General features: G+C 57.5%; 19 protein-coding genes. 9 read left to right on the top strand and 10 right to left on the bottom strand.

The window, feature by feature from the left end; genetic code table 11:
• Positions 1-11: 11 nt before the first annotated feature.
• The 3 genes from yfbR to BN1135_RS22095 all read right to left on the bottom strand — a co-directional run bounded on the left by yfbR (position 12) and on the right by BN1135_RS22095 (position 1,372).
• Positions 12-614: a 5'-deoxynucleotidase gene (gene yfbR, locus BN1135_RS10490; RefSeq protein ID WP_042020886.1), complete on the bottom strand. Its 603-nt coding sequence runs from the start codon at positions 612-614 to the stop codon at positions 12-14.
• Between the two features lie 92 nt (positions 615-706).
• Entirely contained in the window at positions 707-1,141 is a 435-nt protein-coding gene (locus BN1135_RS10485) for a YccF domain-containing protein (protein WP_042020884.1), read from the bottom strand.
• A 69-nt stretch (positions 1,142-1,210) separates the two neighbouring features.
• Complete coding sequence (locus BN1135_RS22095; RefSeq protein WP_175479116.1) at positions 1,211-1,372, bottom strand: hypothetical protein; 162 nt, start codon at positions 1,370-1,372, stop codon at positions 1,211-1,213.
• A gap of 222 nt (positions 1,373-1,594) precedes the next feature.
• Between BN1135_RS22095 and tig the strand changes: the two genes are divergently transcribed.
• The 6 genes from tig to ppiD all read left to right on the top strand — a co-directional run bounded on the left by tig (position 1,595) and on the right by ppiD (position 10,032).
• Positions 1,595-2,905 carry a trigger factor gene (gene tig, locus BN1135_RS10480; protein WP_042020883.1) on the top strand — a complete coding sequence of 437 codons (1,311 nt, stop codon included), beginning with the start codon at positions 1,595-1,597 and terminating at the stop codon, positions 2,903-2,905.
• A gap of 86 nt (positions 2,906-2,991) precedes the next feature.
• Positions 2,992-3,615, top strand: a complete 624-nt coding sequence (gene clpP / locus BN1135_RS10475; protein ID WP_042020882.1) for an ATP-dependent Clp endopeptidase proteolytic subunit ClpP — start codon at positions 2,992-2,994, stop codon at positions 3,613-3,615.
• Positions 3,616-3,685: 70 nt separating this feature from the next.
• Entirely contained in the window at positions 3,686-4,960 is a 1,275-nt protein-coding gene (gene clpX, locus BN1135_RS10470; RefSeq protein WP_042020881.1) for an ATP-dependent protease ATP-binding subunit ClpX, read from the top strand.
• A 141-nt stretch (positions 4,961-5,101) separates the two neighbouring features.
• Entirely contained in the window at positions 5,102-7,456 is a 2,355-nt protein-coding gene (lon, locus tag BN1135_RS10465) for an endopeptidase La (RefSeq protein ID WP_042020879.1), read from the top strand.
• 240 nt (positions 7,457-7,696) lie between these two features.
• Positions 7,697-7,969 (top strand): nucleoid-associated protein HU-beta, encoded by a 273-nt coding sequence (gene hupB, locus BN1135_RS10460; protein ID WP_042020877.1) that lies wholly within the window; start codon positions 7,697-7,699, stop codon positions 7,967-7,969.
• Positions 7,970-8,118: 149 nt separating this feature from the next.
• The gene (gene ppiD / locus BN1135_RS10455) at positions 8,119-10,032 is read left to right on the top strand and encodes a peptidylprolyl isomerase (RefSeq protein ID WP_042020875.1); all 1,914 of its coding nucleotides are present in this window, start codon (positions 8,119-8,121) and stop codon (positions 10,030-10,032) included.
• 223 nt (positions 10,033-10,255) lie between these two features.
• Here ppiD and BN1135_RS10450 read toward each other — a convergent pair whose 3' ends face one another.
• From BN1135_RS10450 to BN1135_RS10430, 5 genes are all read right to left on the bottom strand, one after another.
• Complete coding sequence (locus BN1135_RS10450) at positions 10,256-11,848, bottom strand: ABC-F family ATPase (RefSeq protein WP_042020873.1); 1,593 nt, start codon at positions 11,846-11,848, stop codon at positions 10,256-10,258.
• Positions 11,849-12,014: 166 nt separating this feature from the next.
• Positions 12,015-13,667, bottom strand: coding sequence for a cation acetate symporter (locus BN1135_RS10445; RefSeq protein WP_042020871.1), 1,653 nt, complete (start codon positions 13,665-13,667; stop codon positions 12,015-12,017).
• Between the two features lie 11 nt (positions 13,668-13,678).
• Complete coding sequence (locus BN1135_RS10440) at positions 13,679-13,990, bottom strand: DUF485 domain-containing protein (protein ID WP_042020869.1); 312 nt, start codon at positions 13,988-13,990, stop codon at positions 13,679-13,681.
• 106 nt (positions 13,991-14,096) lie between these two features.
• Positions 14,097-14,723 (bottom strand): 3'-5' exonuclease, encoded by a 627-nt coding sequence (locus BN1135_RS10435; protein ID WP_042020868.1) that lies wholly within the window; start codon positions 14,721-14,723, stop codon positions 14,097-14,099.
• A 2-nt stretch (positions 14,724-14,725) separates the two neighbouring features.
• Positions 14,726-16,531 carry a putative nucleotidyltransferase substrate binding domain-containing protein gene (locus BN1135_RS10430; protein ID WP_042020866.1) on the bottom strand — a complete coding sequence of 602 codons (1,806 nt, stop codon included), beginning with the start codon at positions 16,529-16,531 and terminating at the stop codon, positions 14,726-14,728.
• A 167-nt stretch (positions 16,532-16,698) separates the two neighbouring features.
• On the opposite strand from BN1135_RS10430, the gene BN1135_RS10425 reads away from it, so the two are divergent.
• On the top strand, positions 16,699-17,505 hold the full coding sequence (locus BN1135_RS10425) for a crotonase/enoyl-CoA hydratase family protein (RefSeq protein WP_042020864.1): 807 nt from the start codon (positions 16,699-16,701) through the stop codon (positions 17,503-17,505).
• Between the two features lie 101 nt (positions 17,506-17,606).
• Here BN1135_RS10425 and BN1135_RS10420 read toward each other — a convergent pair whose 3' ends face one another.
• Positions 17,607-19,106: an alanine/glycine:cation symporter family protein gene (locus BN1135_RS10420; protein ID WP_042020863.1), complete on the bottom strand. Its 1,500-nt coding sequence runs from the start codon at positions 19,104-19,106 to the stop codon at positions 17,607-17,609.
• A gap of 348 nt (positions 19,107-19,454) precedes the next feature.
• Between BN1135_RS10420 and BN1135_RS10415 the strand changes: the two genes are divergently transcribed.
• Positions 19,455-19,892: a GNAT family N-acetyltransferase gene (locus BN1135_RS10415; RefSeq protein WP_042020862.1), complete on the top strand. Its 438-nt coding sequence runs from the start codon at positions 19,455-19,457 to the stop codon at positions 19,890-19,892.
• Positions 19,893-19,969: 77 nt separating this feature from the next.
• Positions 19,970-20,734, top strand: coding sequence for a M90 family metallopeptidase (locus BN1135_RS10410; RefSeq protein WP_042020904.1), 765 nt, complete (start codon positions 19,970-19,972; stop codon positions 20,732-20,734).
• A gap of 82 nt (positions 20,735-20,816) precedes the next feature.
• Here BN1135_RS10410 and BN1135_RS10405 read toward each other — a convergent pair whose 3' ends face one another.
• The gene (locus BN1135_RS10405) at positions 20,817-21,413 is read right to left on the bottom strand and encodes an acetate uptake transporter (protein ID WP_042020860.1); all 597 of its coding nucleotides are present in this window, start codon (positions 21,411-21,413) and stop codon (positions 20,817-20,819) included.
• Positions 21,414-21,631: the final 218 nt, after the last annotated feature.

Here is a 21,631-nt window from a genome sequence, read left to right as displayed (position 1 = left end):
GGTGGCGTGGCTTAGTGAGCGTTCAGCTCATCGAGCGGCAGCGAGAAGCTGGCCACAAAGGTGTCGATAAAGTAGCGCATCTCCTCACTCATCCGCGCTTCCAGCATGGCTTCGAGGCGCTTGCGGGCCGGTTCGAATTCCCGATTGCCGGCGTTGATCTCCTCCAGACACTTGGTATAGGCACAGAGGGTGTCGGCATCTTTCACCAGTCTAGCCAGCTCCTCATACTGCGTGCCCGATTGTACGCGCGAGTCGAGCAGCGGGCGAAAATCCTCGATCAGTTCCGGTGGTAGCATGGCGAGCAGCCGCTGCTCGGCGGCGAGTTCGATCTTCTTGTACTCGCGGGCAATTTCGGGATTGAAGTATTTGACCGGCGTGGGCAGATCGCCGGTCAGCACCTCGCTGCTGTCGTGGTAGAGCGCCATCACGGCGGCGCGGTCGGCATTTACGCTGCCGCCAAACAGCCGGTTTTTGATGATGCCGAGGGCATGGGCCACCATGGCGACCTGCAGACTGTGCTCGGCGATGTTCTCGGGCTGGATATTGCGCATCAGCGGCCAGCGGTAGATCAGCTTCATGCGGGCGAGGTTGGCGAAAAAGTGGCTGGGTAACATGACGGTCTCAACAGTGGCAATAGAAAAGGGCAGACCCTAGTCTGCCCTTTTTTTCGTTGCAGGGCAGTGCCCGCCCGCGCATTTTCCCGCGTTTAGCGGATATAGCGGCCTGATTCAGCCTCGTGGTTGGTCACGATCATCTGGCCAATGGGGGCCAGGCTGATGAGTGCCAACTTGAGGTGCTGGATACCAAACGGAATGCCGATGATGGTCACGAAGCAGGCCAGCGCCGAAGCGATGTGGCCGATGGCCAGCCAGACACCGATCAGCACAAACCAGATAATGTTGCCTATCAGCCCCAGGGTGCCGGTGCCGATATCGCTGAAGCCGGTCATGCTCTTGCGATTGACCGCCTGCTTGCCAAACGGGAAGAAGGTAAAGGTACCGATCACAAAGCAGGCGCGGCCCCAGGGGATGCCGATCAGCGAGATAAAACAGAGCAGACCGGCTAGCCACCAGGCCAGGCCCATAATGATGCCTCCCAGGACAAACCAGAGCAGATTGAACAAAAAGCGGAAAAAGCCCATGTGAGTGACTCCAGATTCATCAATTTGGCTGTCACCATAACGAGGGAGGGCAGGGGACGCAATGTCTGATTAGGTCAATCTTCGTTTGGCGGGACAAATTGAGTCGTTGCCACGGCTGGCCTGTTGTTTATGACCGGTTTTGACCCGAAAAATGGGCAATAAACCGCCATCCGGATAAAAAGAACGGCGTAAACGCAAAATTATCGCCAACCAATGGTTGAAGTCGTGCATCTCTCTCCCCATATAAAGGAAAGTTTTGCAAGAATTGTGCTGGCACGCCACTCAATGTGGGGGATGTGTGGCTCGACTCGACCAAAGTGCGCCGCTATAATGCCGCGTCATATTTTCTCATCACAAAGACATATCGTTGTCTTTATAAACAGGAAGACTCCGGGCTTTGCCCAGGGGCAATAAAGGGTCAGCACTCAGTGCTGAGTTGAACGAGGTAGAAGAATGCAAGTTTCTGTAGAGACAACCCAGGGTCTGGAACGCCGCCTTACCATTACCGTACCGGCCGCTACCGTTGACGCCGCTGTGCGTAAAGAATTGAATGGCCTGGCCAAAACTCGTCGCATCGACGGTTTCCGTCCAGGCAAGGCGCCGGTAGCCATCATCAAGAAGATGTTTGGTGCCATGGCTCATGCCCGTGTTGCTGATGAAATGATGCAGAACAACTTCATCAAAGCCATCATCGAAAACAAGCTGAGCCCGGCTGGTGCCCCGACCATGGATCCGAAAGAGATCCAGGAAGGTCAGGATTTCGAATTCACTGCAACCTTCGAAGTATACCCGGAGTTTGAAGTGGCAGGTCTCGAGACCATCAAGGTCGAGAAGCCGGTTGCGACCGTGAAGGATGAAGATCTGGCCAACATGATCGACACCCTGCGCAAGCAGCACGCCACTTGGGCTGACGTTGATGCCGCAGCAGCCAACGACATGCGCGTGACCCTGGACTTCGTCGGTTCCATCGACGGTGAAGAGTTCGACGGCGGCAAAGCTGAAGGCTTCAACCTGGTGCTGGGCGCTGGCCGCATGATCCCTGGCTTCGAAGACGCCATCATGGGCAAGAAAGCAGGTGAAGAGTTCACCATCGAAGTGACCTTCCCGGCTGACTACCACGCTGAAAACCTGAAAGGCAAAGCAGCCAAGTTTGCTTCCAAGCTGAACAAGGTTGAAGAGCAGATCCTGCCTGAGCTGACTGAAGAGTTCGTCAAGCGTTTTGGTATCGAGAACGGTTCTGTTGAAGAGCTGAAAGCCGAAGTGCGCAAGAACATGGAACGCGAACTGGCTCAAGCCCTGAAGAACAGCGTGAAAGAGCAGGTTCTGAACGGCCTGGTTGAAGCCAACCAGATCGATCTGCCGAAAGCCGCTGTGGCTCAAGAGATCGACACCCTGCGTCAGCAAGCGCTGCAGCGCTTCGGTGGTTTCCAGGGCGGTAACGCACCTGAGCTGCCGGCTGAACTGTTCCAGGCTCAAGCCGAGCGTCGTGTACGCGTAGGCCTGCTGCTGGGTGACGTGATCCGCACCAACGAGATCAAGGCTGACGATGCCCGCGTAACCAGCATCATCGAGTCCATGGCCACTGCCTACGAAGATCCGCAGGAAGTGATCGAGCACTACCAGAAGAACGAACAGATGCTGAACGGCGTCCGTAACCTGGCAGTAGAAGATCAAGCCATCGACCTGATCCTGTCCAAAGCGCAAGTGACCGAAAAAGAACTTGCCTTTGACGAAGTGATCAACAAGTCCGGTGTCGCTGCCTAAGAACATTTGACTTAAGGTCAAGACTGTTAAGTATAATGGCTCGTGTGATCTCCACTCGGGCCATTTTATTTTAGGGACAATGCCTTATGTATAAAAACTATAACGATGTAACTGAATCCCCGCGCAATGCACTCATCCCTATGGTGGTAGAGCAAACTGCAAAAGGGGAGCGTTCCTACGACATCTATTCCCGTCTGCTGAAAGAGCGAGTGATCTTCCTGACTGGTCAGGTGGAAGATCACATGGCCAACCTGGTGGTTGCCCAGCTGCTGTTTCTTGAGTCCGAGAATCCGGACAAGGACATCTACATCTATATCAACTCTCCGGGTGGGTCGGTGACTGCGGGCATGTCTATTTATGACACCATGCAGTTCATCAAGCCGGATGTCAGCACTATCTGTATGGGGCAAGCTTGCTCCATGGGGGCCTTCTTGCTGGCCGCCGGTGCCAAGGGCAAGCGTTTCTGCCTGCCGAGTGCCCGCGTAATGATCCACCAGCCGTTGGGCGGTTTCCAGGGCCAGGCATCTGATATCCAGATCCATGCCCAGGAGATCCTGAAAATCAAGAATACCTTGAACGATCGTCTGGCTTTCCATACTGGTCAGGACATGGCTAACATTGAGCGTGACACCGATCGTGACAACTTCATGTCCGCCGAGCAGGCCGTGGCCTATGGCCTGGTTGATGGCGTGCTGAGCCAGCGTAGCTGAGCAGGGTGTTCCGGCCTGTTGTAAACTCGACAGGCTAATCCATCCTCTATTGATAAAACGAGGTTGCTGAATGACAGATAAACGCAAGGGTGAGGGTGACAAGCTGCTCTACTGCTCTTTTTGCGGCAAAAGCCAGCATGAAGTGCGTAAGCTGATCGCTGGCCCTTCCGTCTACGTGTGTGATGAGTGTGTCGAGCTGTGCAATGACATCATCCGCGAAGAGATCCGCGAGATCTCGCCGAAGCGGGATGGTAGCGAGCTGCCGACCCCTCATCAGATCCGTGCTCATCTTGATGACTATGTGATCGGGCAGGACCATGCCAAGAAGGTGTTGGCTGTTGCCGTCTACAACCACTACAAGCGTTTGCGTAACAGCGGCGAAAACAGTGGCGTGGAGCTCGGCAAATCCAACATCCTGTTGATCGGCCCAACCGGTAGCGGCAAGACCCTGCTGGCCGAGACGCTTGCTCGTCTGCTGGATGTACCGTTCACCATGGCCGATGCGACCACCCTGACCGAAGCCGGTTATGTGGGCGAGGATGTGGAGAACATCATCCAGAAGTTGCTGCAAAAGTGCGACTACGACGTAGAGAAGGCCCAGCGTGGCATTGTCTACATCGACGAGATCGATAAGATTTCCCGCAAGTCGGACAACCCCTCTATCACCCGCGATGTTTCCGGGGAAGGGGTGCAGCAGGCACTGCTCAAGCTGATTGAAGGGACCATTGCTTCTGTGCCGCCGCAAGGTGGTCGCAAGCATCCGCAGCAAGAGTTTTTGCAGGTTGATACCTCCAAGATCCTCTTTATCTGTGGTGGTGCCTTTGCCGGTCTGGACAAGGTGATTGAGCAGCGTTCCGTCAAGGGGACCGGTATCGGTTTTAGTGCCGAGGTGAAATCCAAGGATGCCAAGGCAACCCTGAGCGAGACCTTTGCCAAGGTGGAGCCGGAAGATCTGATCAAATACGGTCTGATCCCCGAGTTCATCGGCCGTCTGCCGGTGGTCGCCACCCTGACTGAACTGGATGAATCCGCACTTATTCAGATCCTGAAACAGCCGAAAAACGCACTGACCAAACAGTATGCTGCGTTGTTCGATCTGGAAGGGGTTGAGCTGGAGTTCCGTGACGACGCACTGAATGCCATTGCCCGCAAGGCAATGGAGCGTAAAACCGGCGCTCGGGGCCTGCGCTCCATCGTGGAAGCTGTGCTGCTTGATACCATGTATGACCTGCCTTCTCTGGAAGGGGTCAGCAAGGTGGTGGTCGACGAGACCGTGATCAAAGGGGACTCTGCACCCTTGATGATCTACGAAAATCCTGAGACCCAGGCTGCTGTATCAGAGTAAATGTCTGATTTTTAATCAAATGAAAGGGGCTTTTTGCCCCTTTCATGCTTTTTACGGTTTCGGCGATTGAATCTCATCTCTACGCCCCCATATACTCAGCCAAGCGCTTTGCCAACGGTATAACAAGCCGAGAGGACATATATGAACCTAGAGCGTTCAGAACGCATCGAGATTCCCGTCCTGCCTCTTCGTGACGTGGTGGTGTACCCCCACATGGTCATTCCACTCTTTGTGGGGCGGGAAAAATCTATTCGCTGTCTTGAAGCGGCCATGGAGCAGGACAAAAAAGTTCTGCTGGTGGCCCAGAAGGACGCATCAACCGATGAGCCGACGGTCGAAGAGATCTTCAACGTCGGGACAGTGGCCAATATTCTCCAGATGCTCAAGCTGCCGGATGGCACCGTCAAGGTGCTGGTAGAGGGGGGGCAGCGTGCCCGCCTAGAGCGGATGATCGACGATAAGGATTTCTTCGTTGGCGAGGCGCAATACATTGCCTCCAGCACCATCGAGGAGAAGGACCAGGATGTACTGGTTCGCTCTGCTATCGGTCAGTTTGAAGGTTACATCAAGCTTAACAAGAAGATCCCGCCCGAGGTGCTCACCTCGATTTCGGCGATCGACGATGCTGCACGGCTGGCCGATACCATGGCTGCCCACATGCCGCTCAAGCTGGAAGACAAGCAGAAGGTGCTGGAGATCGTCTCTGTCTCCGAGCGCATCGAGTTCTTGATGGCGATGATGGAGTCGGAGATTGACCTGCTGCAGGTCGAGAAACGCATTCGCACGCGCGTCAAGAAGCAGATGGAGAAGAGCCAGCGCGAGTATTACCTCAACGAGCAGATGAAGGCGATCCAGAAAGAGCTGGGTGAGCTGGAAGATAGCCCGGATGAGTTCGAAGCCCTCAATCGCAAGATTGAAGAGGCTGGTATGCCAGCTGACGCCCGTGAAAAGGCGTTGGCAGAGCTCGCCAAGCTGAAAATGATGTCGCCCATGTCGGCTGAAGCCACCGTGGTTCGCAGCTATGTGGACTGGATGGTACAGGTGCCGTGGAAGGCGCGCTCCAAGGTCAAGAAAGACCTTGGCAAGGCGCAAGAGGTGCTGGATGCAGATCACTATGGCCTTGAAAAGGTCAAGGATCGCATCCTCGAGTATCTGGCAGTACAGGCGCGGGTGAACAAGCTCAAGGGCCCGATCCTCTGTCTGGTTGGGCCTCCCGGTGTGGGCAAGACCTCGCTGGGCCAGTCCATCGCCAGGGCGACTGGTCGCAAATATGTGCGGATGGCGCTGGGCGGGGTGCGTGACGAAGCGGAGATCCGTGGTCACCGCCGTACCTATATTGGCTCCATGCCTGGCAAGCTTATCCAGAAGATGGCGAAAGTCGGGGTGAAAAACCCGCTGTTCCTGCTCGACGAGATCGACAAGATGAGCTCGGACATGCGTGGCGATCCCGCATCTGCCCTGCTGGAAGTGCTGGATCCGGAACAGAACAACAGCTTTAACGATCACTATCTGGAAGTGGATTATGACCTGTCGGACGTGATGTTCGTGGCCACCTCCAACTCCATGAACATCCCGGGTCCGCTGCTGGACCGGATGGAAGTGATCCGTCTCTCCGGTTATACAGAAGACGAAAAGCTCAACATTGCCAAGCAGCATCTGCTCTCCAAGCAGATCCAGCGCAACGGCCTGAAAGAGTCCGAGATCACCATCGAGGATTCAGCCCTGGTCGGGGTGATCCGTTACTACACCCGCGAGGCGGGGGTGCGGAGTCTGGAGCGGGAGATCTCCAAGATTTGTCGCAAGGCGGTCAAGCGCATCCTGCTGGACAAGAGCATCAAGCATGTTCAGGTCAATCAGGCCAACCTCAAGGAGTTTCTCGGGGTACAGCGCTTTGATTACGGCAAGGCTGCTGACCAGAACCAGATCGGTCAGGTCTGTGGTCTGGCGTGGACCGAAGTGGGGGGAGAACTGCTCACCATCGAGACCACCAGCATGCCGGGCAAGGGCAAGCTCACGTATACCGGCTCGCTCGGTGATGTGATGCAGGAGTCCATCCAGGCTGCCATGACGGTGGTGCGTGCCCGTGCCGAGAAGCTGCGCATCAATGCCGACTTCTACGAGAAGCGTGATATTCACGTGCACGTGCCGGAAGGGGCAACCCCGAAAGATGGCCCGAGTGCTGGTATCGCCATGTGTACTGCGCTGGTCTCCAGCCTGACCGGTAATCCGGTTCGTGCGGATGTGGCGATGACTGGCGAAATCACCCTGCGCGGCGAAGTGCTGCCCATCGGTGGTCTCAAGGAGAAGTTGCTGGCGGCCCATCGTGGCGGCATCAAGCGAGTGCTTATTCCGAAAGAGAACGAGCGAGACCTTGAAGAGATCCCGGACAACGTCAAACGTGACCTTGAAATTTATCCGGTTCGCTGGATTGACGAGGTGCTGGAATTGGCATTGCAGGACAATCCACAGGGGTTCGAACGCGTTTCTGTCGCGTAAATGTTGATGCGCCGCAAATTTGGCGCATTCGGTGGGTGGTTAAGGCTTGCATGCGCCCGATAACGGAAGTAGCCTTGACCACCGATCGGGTACTCGTGATGAGTCGCAATGCGTTATGTGGCGCGGGTTTGCGCCAGATTGTCACTTGCAACTGATCAGGAGGCTTGCTATAAAACCTCCACTTGTTGTGGCCAGGGAAATCGACGTCGCAGCGGTATTTGATAAAAGGGGAATATAAGAGTGAATAAATCTCAACTGATTGACAAGATTGCAGACGGTGCTGATATCTCCAAGGCGGCCGCTGGCCGTGCGTTGGATGCCTTCATTGAGGCTGTAGGTGAAGCTCTGAAAGAGGGTGACCAGGTTGCTCTGGTTGGTTTCGGTACTTTCGCTGTACGCGAGCGTGCTGCCCGTTCAGGCCGTAACCCGCAAACTGGCGCGACTATCGAAATCGCTGCTGGTAAAGTTCCTGCCTTCAAAGCCGGTAAGGCCCTGAAAGACGCTGTTAACTAAGTCGGTCGCTGATATGCGTCGGCTACCGTCCTTGGTCGCAGACCAGACAAGTTAGAGAGTCTTCTCTCATACTGATTGACCAAGGCGCATCGCAATCGGTGCGCCTTTTTATTGTTTACGCCCATCGAGTTCGGAGCATAAGTACAAACATGATGTTGGATAAACTACGCGAAGGGGCGCAGGGCAAGGTAGCCAAGGTTATCTTGGGCCTGATCATCCTCTCCTTTGCCTTGGCTGGTGTAGGTAGTTACCTCAACGGCCCGGCTCGTACCGCCCCCGCCACTGTGAATGGCACCGAGATCAGTGCTGCGGCACTGGAAAATGCCTACCGTAACGAGCGTGCCCGGATGGAATCCCAAATGGGAGAGGCATTCAGCCAGCTGGCCACCAATCCCGATTACATGAAACAGTTTCGCCGTGGCGTGCTGGATCGGCTGATTGACCAGGCGCTGCTGGACAGCAAAGCCCGTGAACTGGGTCTGCGCATCAGCGATGAGCAGATCAAGCAAGCCATAGTCGCCATGCCGGAGTTTGCCGAAAACGGCAAGTTCAACAATGACCGCTATTTGCAGCTGATCCGCCGTGCTGGCATGACCCCTGAAATGTTCCGCGACTCCCTGCGTCAGGATACGGTCCGTCAACAGTTGATGGGCGCTCTGGTGGGCACCGAGTTTGCGCTCAAGGGCGAGGCAGAACAGCTCGACAAGCTGTTTAACCAAACCCGGGATCTGCGTCTGGTGCGGTTGGCTGCGGCCAATTACGTTGCAGATGTTCAGGTGTCAGAGACTGAGCTGGAGCAGTACTACAAGACCAATGGCGCTCGTTTTATGAATGACGAGCAGGTCAAGGTCGACTATCTGCTGCTGGATGCCGCCAACCTCGGCAAAGAGATCAAGGTTTCCGATCAGGATGCACAGGATTACTACGATCAGCACCAGGATCTGTTCCAGCGTGCCGAGCGTCGTCAGGTGGCACATATCCTGATCCCGTTTGGCAAGGACGAGAAAGCGGCCGAGCAGAAAGCAGAAGCCGTGCTGGTCAAAGCCAAGGGTGGCGATGATTTCGCTGCGCTGGCCAAGGCTGACTCTTCCGATACCTTCTCCGCCAAGAAGGGCGGCGAGCTGGACTGGTTCGAGCAAGGGGTGATGGATCCGGCCTTCGAGAAAGCCGCTTTCGCCCTGAACAAGGCCGGTGATCTCTCCACCGTGGTGAAGAGCCCGTTTGGTTTCCATATCATCAAGCTGTTGGGCGTTGAAGCGGCCCAGACCAAGCCGTTTGCCGATGTGAAGGAAGAGACCATCACGCGTCTGCAAGCTGACAAGTCCAAGGAGCTGTTCTTTGCCGAGCAGCAGAAGATGGCTGACAACAGCTTCGAAAACCCGGACTCGCTGGACTTGACTGCTGATGCCATGGGGATGAAGGTGCAATCTTCAGATTACTTCACCCAGGCTAACGCCCCGGCTCCGCTCAATGATGGCAAGGTACTCTCGGTGGCGTTCTCCGAGCAGCTGCGTGATGACAACACCAACTCCGACGTGATTGAGCTGGCAGATGGCAAAGCGCTGGTGCTGCACATCACTGGCCATCGTCCGAAAGCGGTCAAGCCGCTGGCGGAAGTGAAAGAGCAGGTGATTGCCGCCATCAAGCATGACAAGGCTGGTGAAGTGGCCCGTGGCAAGGCGCAGGGCCTGCTGGACAAGCTGAAGGTTGGTGAGAGCATCAATGCCGATCTGACCGCGCTCGGTCTGAAGGTCGAGACCCACCAGGGTGTCACCCGTTTCGATCGGGAAATGGATCAGAACCTGATTGCCCAGGCGTTCACGCTGCCCCATCCCAAGGATGGCAAGCCGAGCGTGGCGCTGGTCACCGAGAGCAACAACGATCGCGTTGTGGTGGCACTGGATAAGGTGAATGTGCCAGCTGCACCGTCCCAGATGGTCAGCATGCTGCAAGGCCAGCTGGGCCAGGGCAAGGCCCAGGCAGACTACAAGTCCCTGATCGACGAGCTGCGTAAAACAGCCAAGATTGAGTACTTTACCAGCGTGGAAGCGACCGTCGAGTAATTGAGTGGTCGTCACCCTATTGAAAACGGCTCCTTGATGGAGCCGTTTTTTTATCTGGATGCGAGGACACTCAAGTTCAGTTCTCAGTTCTCAGTTCTCAGTTCTCTGCGCTTTGCGGCTGGGTCGCGCCGCCCATACCCAGTATCAATCCTCTTAAACTCCGGATATAAAAAAACCGGCACGCGAGTGCCGGTTTTTCATTGCAAGGTGGTGCAGGGAGGCGTTACGCGACACCCTGGGTACGCAGGTAATCCTCGTAGGTACCACCGAAGTCACGGATACCATTTTCGCTCAACTCGACGATCCGGGTCGCCAGTGAGGAGACGAATTCACGGTCGTGAGAGACGAAGATCAGGGTACCCTTGTACATTTCCAGCGCCAGGTTCAAGGATTCGATAGATTCCATGTCCAGGTGGTTGGTCGGCTCATCCATGATCAGGATGTTAGGACGCTGCATCATCAGCTTGCCGAACAGCATGCGGCCCTGTTCACCACCGGAGAGTACCTTGACCGGCTTTTTGATGTCGTCTTGGGAAAACAGCAGACGACCGAGGATGGAGCGTACAGCCTGCTCATCTTCGTTCTCTTGTTTCCACTGGGCCATCCAGTCGAACACATTGAGATCGGTGTCGAAATCTTCAGCGTGATCCTGGGCGTAGTAGCCGATCTGGGCATTTTCAGACCACTTGATGAGGCCGGTATCCGGGGTCAAATCGCCGACCAGCGTCTTGATCAGGGTCGATTTACCGATACCGTTGGTACCCAGAATGGCGACCTTCTCGCCCACTTCCAGCATCATGTTGAGGCCCTTGAACAGCGGCGCCTCGCCATAGCCTTTGGACACACCTTCGATTTCCAGGATGTTGCGATAGAGCTTCTTCTCCAGCTCGAAGCGGATGAAGGGGTTCTGACGGCTGGATACCTTCACTTCTTCAATTTTGATCTTGTCGATCTGCTTGAGACGGGAAGTGGCCTGGCTGGATTTGGATGCGTTGGCACTGAAACGGGAGACGAAGGATTGCAGATCGGCGATCTGGGCCTTCTTCTTGGCGTTGTCAGAGAGCAGACGCTCGCGAGCCTGAGTGGCGGCGGTCATGTATTCGTCGTAGTTGCCCGGATACACACGCAGCTCGCCGTAGTCCAGATCCGCCATATGAGTACAGACGGAGTTCAGGAAGTGACGGTCGTGCGAGATGATGATCATGGTGCTTTCACGATCGTTGAGCACCTGCTCCAACCAGCGAATGGTGTTGATGTCCAGGTTGTTGGTCGGTTCGTCCAGCAGCAGGATATCAGGGTTGGAGAACAGCGCCTGTGCCAGCAGTACCCGCAGCTTCCAGCCCGGGGCCACTTCGCTCATCGGGCCATTGTGCTGTTCGATAGGAATACCGGCACCCAGCAGCAACTGACCGGCACGGGCTTCGGCAGTGTAACCATCATATTCAGCAACCAGCCCTTCGAGCTCGGCAGCTTTCATGTAGTCGTCGTCGGTGGCTTCGAGGTTGGCATAAATCGCATCGCGCTCGGCGATGGCGGCCCACAACTCGCCGTGGCCCATCATGACCACGTCCAGAACACGGGTATCTTCGTAGGCGAACTGATCCTGACGCAGCTTACCGATGCGTTCGTTGACGTCGAGGCTCACATTACCGCCGCTGGGCTCAAGGTCGCCGCCGAGGATCTTCATAAAGGTGGACTTGCCACAGCCGTTGGCGCCAATAAGGCCATAGCGGTTGCCGCCGCCAAACTTGACGTTGATGTTCTCAAACAGCGGCTTGGCGCCGAATTGCATGGTGATGTTGTTGCTGCTTAACAAGATGAGTGTCCCGATTGATCTATCAAATGGCGCGCATTATGGCACATATCTGTCGAAAGTTTTAGCAAGAACTGTGATCTGGATCGGTCAGATGTCTATTTGGCGCAACAGGGATCCACCATGTAAAAAGCCGGCACAGGGCCGGCTTGGTGAGGTAATGATAACGTCAGTGGGAGGCGGCGCCAGAGGCACCCAGCCCGGTCTGGGAGCGGACGAACTGCGGCAGGAACTTGGCATGTTCGTCGGCCGCGTTCTGGGAGCTGTCGGTGATGGAGAAGAACCAGATCCCGACGAACGCCAACCCCATGGAGAAGAGGGCAGGGTATTCGTAGGGGAAGATAGCCTGGGCATGGCCCAGTACCTTCACCCACACGGTCGGGCCCAGGATCATCAGGGTCACCGCGCTCACCAGCCCCAGCCAGCCACCGTAGACGGCGCCACGGGTGGTCAGACGGGACCAGAACATGGAGAGGAACAGCACCGGGAAGTTGCAGCTGGCGGCGATGGAGAAAGCCAGACCCACCATGAAGGCGATGTTCTGCTTCTCGAACAGGATCCCCAGACCAATGGCCACCACACCCAGAGCCAGGGTAGTCATCTTGGAGACGCGCAATTCATCGGTCTCGTTGGCTTTGCCCTTCTTCAGCACACTGGCATAGAGGTCATGGGAGACCGCAGAGGCACCGGCCAGGGTCAATCCGGCAACCACTGCCAAAATGGTGGCGAAGGCGACCGCAGAGATAAAGCCGAGGAACAGACTACCACCCACAGCGTTGGCCAGGTGAATCGCTGCCATGTTGGTGCCGCCGAGCAGGGTGCCGGTGGCATCTTTGAAGGCCGGATTAGTGCTGACCAGCAGGATGGCGCCAAAGCCGATGATGAAGGTGAGGATGTAGAAGTAGCCGATAAAGCCGGTGGCATAAAACACCGATTTACGTGCTTCCTTGGCATCGCTCACGGTAAAGAAGCGCATCAGGATATGGGGTAGACCGGCGGTACCGAACATCAGCGCCAGACCGAGCGAGATGGCGGAGATGGGGTCGGCAACCAGGCCACCCGGGCTCATGATGGCGATCCCTTTCTCGTGCACTTTGACGGCTTCGCTAAACAGGGCGCCGATGTCGAAATTGACCGACTTCATCACCATGATGGCCATGAAGCTGGCTCCGGAGAGCAGCATCACCGCCTTGATGATCTGCACCCAAGTGGTGGCCAGCATGCCGCCAAACAGCACGTAGAGCACCATCAGGATACCGACCAGCACCACGGCGACATGGTATTGCAGGCCGAACAGCAGCTCGATCAGCTTGCCGGCACCTACCATCTGTGCGATCAGGTAGAGGGACACCACCACCAGCGAGCCGCAGGCAGACAGGATGCGGACTTCGGTCTGCTTGAGGCGGTAGGAGGCCACGTCGGCGAAAGTGTATTTGCCGAGGTTACGCAGCCGCTCTGCGATCAGGAACAGGATGATAGGCCAGCCCACCAGAAAGCCGATGGAGTAAATCAGGCCATCATAGCCAGAGGTGTAGACCAGCGCGGAGATGCCGAGAAAGGAGGCGGCAGACATGTAGTCACCAGCGATGGCCAGACCGTTCTGGAAACCAGTGATACGGCCGCCTGCGGCGTAGTAATCGGAGGCCGAGCGGTTGCGCTTGGAGGCCCAGTAAGTGATACACAGGGTGGCGGCCACGAAGATAACAAACATCACAATGGCCGACATATTGAGAGGTTGGCGTTGTACCTCGCCGGTCAGCGCATCTGCAGCCAGCAGCGGGGAGGAGGCCAGTGAGGCCAACAGCAGCAAGGTGCCTTTCATGCTTTTTGCTCTCATGACTGCACTCCCTTGAGGATCTTCTGGTTCAGCTCGTCAAACTCGCCGTTGGCACGAAACACATAGATGCCGGTCAGCACGAAGGAGGAGAGGATCAACCCCACCCCGACCGGGATGCCGCGGGTAATAGTGGTGCTGTCGTTGAGCGGGGTGCCCAGCCAGCCCGGGGCAAAAGCGATGAGCAGAATAAACGCCAGGTAGAGTCCCAGCATCAGAGCCGAGAGGGCCCAGGCAAAACGCTGGCGCTTGGCGACCAGCTCCTGGAAGTTGGGATCTTGCTGGATCCTCAGGTAGCTTTGCTGTTCCATTGCAGTTCTCCATGACATAAGTGTCAGCGGTGGATGGGGTAACCCGACGAGCAGGGGGGGCCTGCTCATGTAAGTAAAATGTGAATTAAATGTTATTTATGGGCAATTAGACTTTGGGATAAGCCAGCGGCGAGCCGCAGGTCAGGCGCAGATAGATGAGCGCGGCCGTGGTGGCATCGGCCAGGGCATCGTGGGCGGGCAGGGGGGGCAGTTCAAGATGGCTGCAGATGGCACTCAGGTGCAGGTCGATGGCCGCATCGGGATAGCGGCGATAGAGCTGGTCGTGATAGAGCCGGCTCACCTCGATCCCTCGCTGGGGCAGGGTCAACCCCCACAATTTCTGGCAGGCGAGATTGAGAATACGCAGGTCGTAGGCGATGTGATAGCCCACCAGTTCACGGGGGCCGATAAAGTCGAGTAGCAGGCGCAGCGCGGCTTCCAGCGTCATCCCCTGTTGCAGATCCTGATGGCGCAGGCCGTGGATCACCACCGATTGGCCGGTCAGGCTGGCCGGAGGCTGCACCTTGATGGCGAGTGCCTCGCCGGTCAGCAGCCGGTTACCCTGAATGCGCACCGCCCCGATGGAGACGATCTCGGCCTGCTCGGGATCGAGACTGGTGGTCTCGAAATCGAGGGCGATCCGTTCATCTTCTGGCGGGCTGGCAAAGAGCGGCGCGAACTCGCCAGTGCGAAAGGCGCGGCCATACCAGTAGCGTCGAACGCGGCTCAACATGGCTATTGTCTCAGACGAAAGTGTAAGGTGAGCCACTGCTGGAACTTCTTCACCTGATGTAGCGCCTGGCGCAGCAGATCCCGCTCGCTATGGCTGAGATCCTGTATCTGCACCCGGCTGTTGCCGCCCTTGAGCTGGCTGCGCTCTTTGAGTTGGCTGCGCAATCTCAGCCGGATAAAGAGCCGAAACGCCTCCGCCAGATTGCTGCCATAGTCGGCACTGAGCCGCTCGGCGGTCACCAGCGCGTCGATGCGACCCAGGGTCGAGGTCTCCAGAATACCCGCCTCAAGGGCCAGCATGCGGATGCCATGGACCAGCGGGAACAGCCCGCCACGCTTGAGATCAAGTCCATCGGGACGCTGCTCAAGCCGGCCAAACAGGGTGAGCGGGGCGTGAAAGGCCACCGCCGGTCGCACCATCTCTGCCAGCAGATCCCGCCTGTCGGCCAGCTGTTCACGCAGCGCTCTGGCGACAGGCAGATGGAGCTGGCGATCTCCCGCGATGGGATGGGCATCGGCCAGGGTGGCGAGCCAGAGCAGCTCATCCTCTTTTGCAGTGGTGCAGGCGTTGGCAATGGCCCGTTGCCACTCGCTGCCCGTTTTCACCCAGGCCGGATTATTCACCATCACTTGCCCGGGGCAGAGGGGGTAGCCGAGCAGCTCCAGCAGGGCGCTGAAGGCTGCCAGATCGGCAGTCTGGCTGGGCCATGCCAGCCCCTCTGGCAGGATCAGGGCGTTGTCCTGATCGGTTTTGAGGATCTGCTCGCCGCGCCCCTCCGAGCCCAGCATCAGCAGGCAGACGTTATTCTGCACTTCGGGGGGGATCACCAGCGCAAAGGCTTTGGCGATCAGCTGTTCGTTGATGGTGGCGATCAGCTTCATCAAAAAGGCGGTGTGGATCCCCTGGGCAAACAGCGAGCGGGTCAATTGCTGCTGCTCGCGGGCCACCGCCTCCAGCGCTGGCAGGCTGTCGGCGCGGGCGATGCGCAGGGTCAGCACATGGGAGTGGGTGGAGAAGAGCCCCAACACCTGAGTCAGTTGCAAGATCCCTGCTACCTCGTTGCCACGCCACACCACCAGTCGCTTGATGCGATGGCGGGTCATCAGCAGCAGGGCATCAAACAGATAGCTCTCCAGCGGCAGACCAATCAGCGGTGTGGGGGTCAGTACCGAGAGAGGGGCCGTCAGCGGCAATCCCTTGAGGGTCAGGGCGTGGAGCAAGGTCTTGCGGGTCGCCAGCGTGAGAGAGCCATCGTGGGCGGGGTAGAGCAGGCAATCGGTCCCCTTGCTCACCATGGCTTCGGTCGCCGCCAGCAGTGACAGCTTGCTGTCGACAATGAGCGGTGCCTGCAGGTGGCCGGGTTCGATGCGGGTCAGGATAAATTCCGCCAGATTCTTCTGGCCCAGTTGCTCGCGTTGCTCCTGCTGTTGCTGCCGCTCGGCCAGATTGGCGGTGAAGTAGCTGGCAAACTGCGGATCCTGCTCACAGAGCGCCAGAAAGGTGTGGCGAGGAATGAGCTGGCAGAGGCTATCTTCCAGCGCGGTGAAGCGGTGGCGACAGCGGCCGTCAAACTGGGCGCGTACATCGAACAGATCATCGACCCCGTAATCACCAAACTGGTGGTGAGGGGCCGACTCCTCCACGGCTCCCTTGATGATGAGATAGAGGCCGGGAGGTTCGTCCCCCTCCTTGAGCAGCAGATCGCCAGCGCGAAAATAGCAGAGCGAAAGGTGGCGGGAGAGCCGCTCGCGCGCCGCCTCGTCCAGTCGGTCGAACGGTGGTCTGGCAAAATTGAACAGGGTTGACATGACAGCGTCCTTTGCTGGCTTGTTGCACTGATCCTGCGCCCAGTGTGACAAAGGGAGGGGGAGGCGACCAGCCGACTTTAGTCTCAGCTGTACCGGATGATCACACTCTGATAACGTGGTGGTATGACCAGTAGGTCAATAACCCGGATCAAGGAGAGGAGAGGGAGATGGAAAAACCAAGGATCAAGTGCGAGATCCACGACGGGATTGCCGAAGTGATGCTGACGCGGGGGGACAAGCTCAATGCGCTGGACCGCGCCATGTTCAGCGCCATCGACCAGACCCTGACGCAGCTTGCCCAGCACAAGGGGCTGCGGGCGGTGATCCTGCACGGTGAGGGGCGAGCCTTCTGCGCCGGGCTGGATGTGAAATCCATGCTCAAGCAGCCAGTGGCGGCGCTCGATATTCTCAAACGCGAGGCCGACGAGGCCACCAATCTGGCCCAGCGGGTTGCCTATGGCTGGCACCAGCTGCCGGTGCCGGTGATTGCGGTGACTCAGGGGGTCTGTTTCGGCGGTGGCTTGCAGATTGCGCTCGGCGCCGATTTTCGTTTCACTACCCCCGATTGCCGCTTCTCGGTGATGGAGATCAAGTGGGGCATCATCCCCGATATGAGTGGCAGCGTCACCATGCGCAACCTGATGGGGGTGGATACCGCCATGGAGCTGGCCATGAGTGGGCGCGAGCTCGATGCCGTCGAGGCCAAATCCCTCGGGCTGGTAAGCCGGGTCTGCGCCGATCCGCTGGTGGAAGCGCGGGAGTTTGCCCGCACCCTGATCACCAAGTCGCCGGATGCGCTGGCGGGGATCAAGCAGCTCTACAGCCAGGCCTGGGCCCGCAGCGACGAGGCGATGCTCAAAGAGGAGACTCGCCTGCAAAAGCAGATCCTGGGACGACCCAATCAGTGGCGGGCCACCTTCAACAGCCTGTTTCGCTGGCGTCTGTCATTCGGGCCGCGCCGCAATCCGCTCTGAGCGAGAGCAGCACGAGCAGATATAGAGCAAATGAAAGATAGAGCGCAAAAGAAATGGCAGCCGAGGCTGCCATTTTTATTGATGTCTTATGTCGTTCAGGTTCAGGAGATCTTGCGATCCGGATCTGGCTCGAACGGGTGGCCTGATTTCTCCCGCTCCAGATTGTCCTCGGAGCGCTTGCCCATCCAGTAATCGGCGTTCTTGATGCCGAGCTTCTCCGGGTGGAACACCGGATCCAGCCCTTGTGCCTGCTGGGCTTCATAATCCTTCAGGCAGGTAAAGGCTGTTTTTTGCAGCAGCAAGATGGCGACGATGTTGAGCCACGCCATCAGGCCGACCCCGATATCACCCAGACCCCATGCCAAGTCTGCCGTCTTGACGGTGCCGTAGACGGTGGCGGCCATCAGCGCAATTTTCAGCAAGAAGGTGAGCCAGGGGCGATTCATCTTGCGGTTGATATAGGCGATGTTGGTTTCGGCAATGTAGTAGTAGGCAACGATGGTGGTGAACGCGAAGAAGAACAGCGCGATGGCCACGAACATGCTGCCAAAGCCCGGCATCATGCTCTCCATGGCGGTCTGCACATAACCCGGGCCCGCTGCGATACCGGCAATACCGGTATAGAGGGCGGCACCGTCCGGCCCTTGTACGTTATAGAGGCCGGTGATCAGCAGCATAAAGCCAGTGGCGGAGCAGACGAACAGGGTGTCGATATAGACGGAGAACGCCTGCACCAGACCCTGCTTGGCAGGGTGGCTCACCGCGGCGGCGGAGGAGGCGTGCGGCCCGGTACCCTGACCCGCTTCGTTGGAGTAGACCCCGCGCTTGACACCCCACATGATGGCCAGACCCAGAATGGCACCGAAACCGGCATCCATACCAAAGGCACTTTTCCAGATCAGCAGGATCACGCCCGGCAGGGCAGAGATGTTGAGGGCGATGATGACGCAGGCCACTATGATGTAGCCCAGCGCCATAAAGGGCACCACGGTACTGGCGAAGCTGGCGATACGCTTGACGCCCCCGAAGATGATAAAGCCGAGCAGCAGCGCCAGACCGGCGGCAGTGACGTTCGGATCAATATCAAACGCGGTTTTCAGGCTGGCACCGATGGAGTTGGCCTGTACCCCCGGCAGCAGCACGCCGCAGGCGAAGATGGTGGCGATGGCGAAGGTCCAGGCGTACCACTTCATGCCAAGCCCTTTTTCGATATAGAAAGCCGGGCCCCCGCGGTATTCACCGTTGATCTTCTCTTTGTAAACCTGACCCAGAGTGGACTCCACGAAGGCAGAGCTGGCGCCGAGGAAGGCGACCATCCACATCCAGAACAGGGCACCCGGGCCACCGAAGGTGATGGCAGTGGCGACACCGGCGATGTTACCGGTACCCACCCGACCTGCCAGGGTCATGGCCAGTGCCTGGAAGGAGGAGACACCGGCATCGGTGCTCTTGCCATCAAACATCAGGCGCACCATCTCTTTGATATGGCGCAGTTGCAAAAAGCGGGTGCGCAGGGAGAAGTAAAGACCAACCCCCAGACACAGGTAGATGAGCGCAGGGCTCCAGATCACACCGTTGATGGCATTGACGATTTCATTCATGTACAACAACTCCTTTGTTGTTTTTGTGGCGCTGTCTTGGCGAGATCTTGGCCTCGCTCTCTGTCACTGTTTTCGGCCCAGCTTGTTAACAATCCAATTAACAAAAGAGCACGAGGTTGAGGGGTTAAGCAGAGCGCAGAGGCGCGCCATGCGTGGGTTGTAACATATCGAGTTGTATCGGTACTTCCCAGTGAAAAATGTTGCCTTGTTGCAAATTTGTGAATTGACAAGGGTAGGGGGATAATGGCAAGCAGCGTTTTCTATGAGTAAAGATGAGATCCTCCTTGTTGATCTGCGCCGAGCAATGTGACGGGCGTAACACAATGGAAAGCAAACATAAGGCCAATCATGAAAGAGATTGCTGAAACATTGACGATCCGCGCCCCTGAGGCCGCTGACGGGAGCGCTATCGCCCACCTGTTCAGCCAATTGGGGTATCCTGCCGAGGGCGGTGACGTGACGGCGCGCCTGCTGGTGCCGGATCCTGCCAGTGCGGTGTTGCTGGCCACCTTGGCCGACAAGGTGGTCGGGGTGCTGGTGTGGCACAGGCTGGCACCGCTGCATGTTGCACCAGCGTGGGGCCTGATTTCGGCGCTGGTTGTCGATGAAGGGGCAAGAGGGGCGGGAGTTGGCGCAGCCTTGCTCAAGGGAGTCGAACAGATGGCGCGGGCCGCAGGTTGCGCTCAGCTGGAGCTCTCCAGCAGCCTCAAGCGTGAGGCTGCCCACCGTTTCTATCTGGCGCAGGCGTATCAGGAGCGGCCGAAACGGTTCGTCAAACTGCTGTGATCTGGTTTTTTGCATAAAAAGAAGGAGTTGGCGTGCTGGGATGGTTCAAATGGCTGGGTGGTCGCCCGCAAACGCCCATGAGCGAAGATGAGCTGGCGCTGTGGCGTCAGGGGCTGGCGGCAGTGCCTATCTTGCAAGGGCTCAGCGAAACCGAGCAGACCACGCTTATCGGGTTGGGGCAACAGCTGCTCAAGCGCAAGACCCTGACCCTGATCGGGGTAGAGCTCAGCCCCCGTCAACAGGCGGTGCTGGCGCTGCAGGCGGCGTTGCCCATTTTGCATCTTGGGGCTGACTGGTATCGCGGCTTTCACGAAATCATCATCATTCCCGAACCTGTCACGCGCAGGCAGGAGGTACAAGATGAGTTCGGGCTGGTGAGCGAAGTGGAAGAGGAGAACGCCGGTGAATCCTGGCCGCAAGGGCCGCTGGTGCTGGCCTGGAGTGACCTGCAACAGGACGGTGACTGGGACGGCTTTAATCTGGTGATCCACGAGCTGGCCCACAAGCTCGACATGTTGGGTGGTGAGGCGGACGGCACGCCCCCATTGCCGGGGCCGATGAGCAGCCAGTTGTGGCAGCAGGCCTTTCAGGCCGCCTTCGATGCGCTCAGCCAGCAGCTCGACCGGGATGAAGTGACCGCCATCGATCCCTATGCCGCTGAACATCCCGCGGAGTTTTTCGCCGTCAGTTGCGAGTGCTTCTTTACCGATCCGCTGCGGTTGCAGCAGGTCTATCCGGCGGTATACCGGCAACTGAGCCAGTTTTTCAGTCAGGATCCCGCCCTACGTTTTCCCGCCACCCGCTTGCTGGCGGGGGAGGCGGACGCAGGGGCACTTATCTGACAACCGATCAGCAGATGGTTTATTCGCAATAGCAAAAAGGCACCCGAAGGTGCCTTTTTTCACAATCTGAATCGGTTGCCTATCAGGCAGCGGCTTTCAGCTGTACGGTGGCGGCTTTCTTGTGATCGCCGATCGGCATCACGGTGCGGCCGAACTGCTCGTTGATCACGGTGGCCATGGCCAGGTAGATAGCGCTGGCGCCACAGATGATGCCTTCGAAACCGGCGATGGTGCCGATCAGGGTGCTGCCGGTGAAGTCACGGGCGGCCAGCAGGAAGAACAGCACGGTCAGGGAGGCGAACACGAACTGCTTGGCACGCGGGTAGTTGACAGTACCTACCAGCATGAACAGGGTGAAGACACCCCACAGCAGCAGATACCAGCCCATGTAGGCGTGCGGGGTGGCTTCGGCCAGACCCATGGTCGGCATCACCAGCAGGAACACCAGGCTCAACCAGAAGAAACCGTAGGAGATAAAGGCGGTCACACCGAAGGTGTTGCCACGCTTGTACTCCATGATCCCCGCGACGATCTGGGCCATACCGCCGTAGCACAGGCCCATGGCCAGGATCATGGCGCTGATGGGGAAGAAACCTGCGTTATGGATGTTCAGCAGGATAGTGGTCATACCGAAACCCATCAGACCCAGAGGGGCAGGGTTGGCCAATTTTTCGCTCACGTGGCGTTCTCCAAAAATAGAGGTGGGGGGTTAACAAAAGACGCGCGATTTTAAGCAGGGGATAGATCTCCTGCAAGGGGGGAAGAGGCAAAAAACGTAAAAAAACTACGTGATTATTTGTGTGGCAGGCTAAATGCTCACCAAATCAGGTTGTTTGGTGAGCAAAAGGTGTCAAAAAAGTTGAAAGGGTGTGTTTTTATTACGCAATGATAAAAGGG

It is taken from the genome of Aeromonas sobria (genome assembly GCF_000820145.1).
GTDB classification, from domain to species: Bacteria; Pseudomonadota; Gammaproteobacteria; order Enterobacterales; family Aeromonadaceae; genus Aeromonas; species Aeromonas sobria.
Note: the sequence above shows the minus strand (reverse complement) of the source record. Positions and strands in the feature narration are given on the sequence as shown.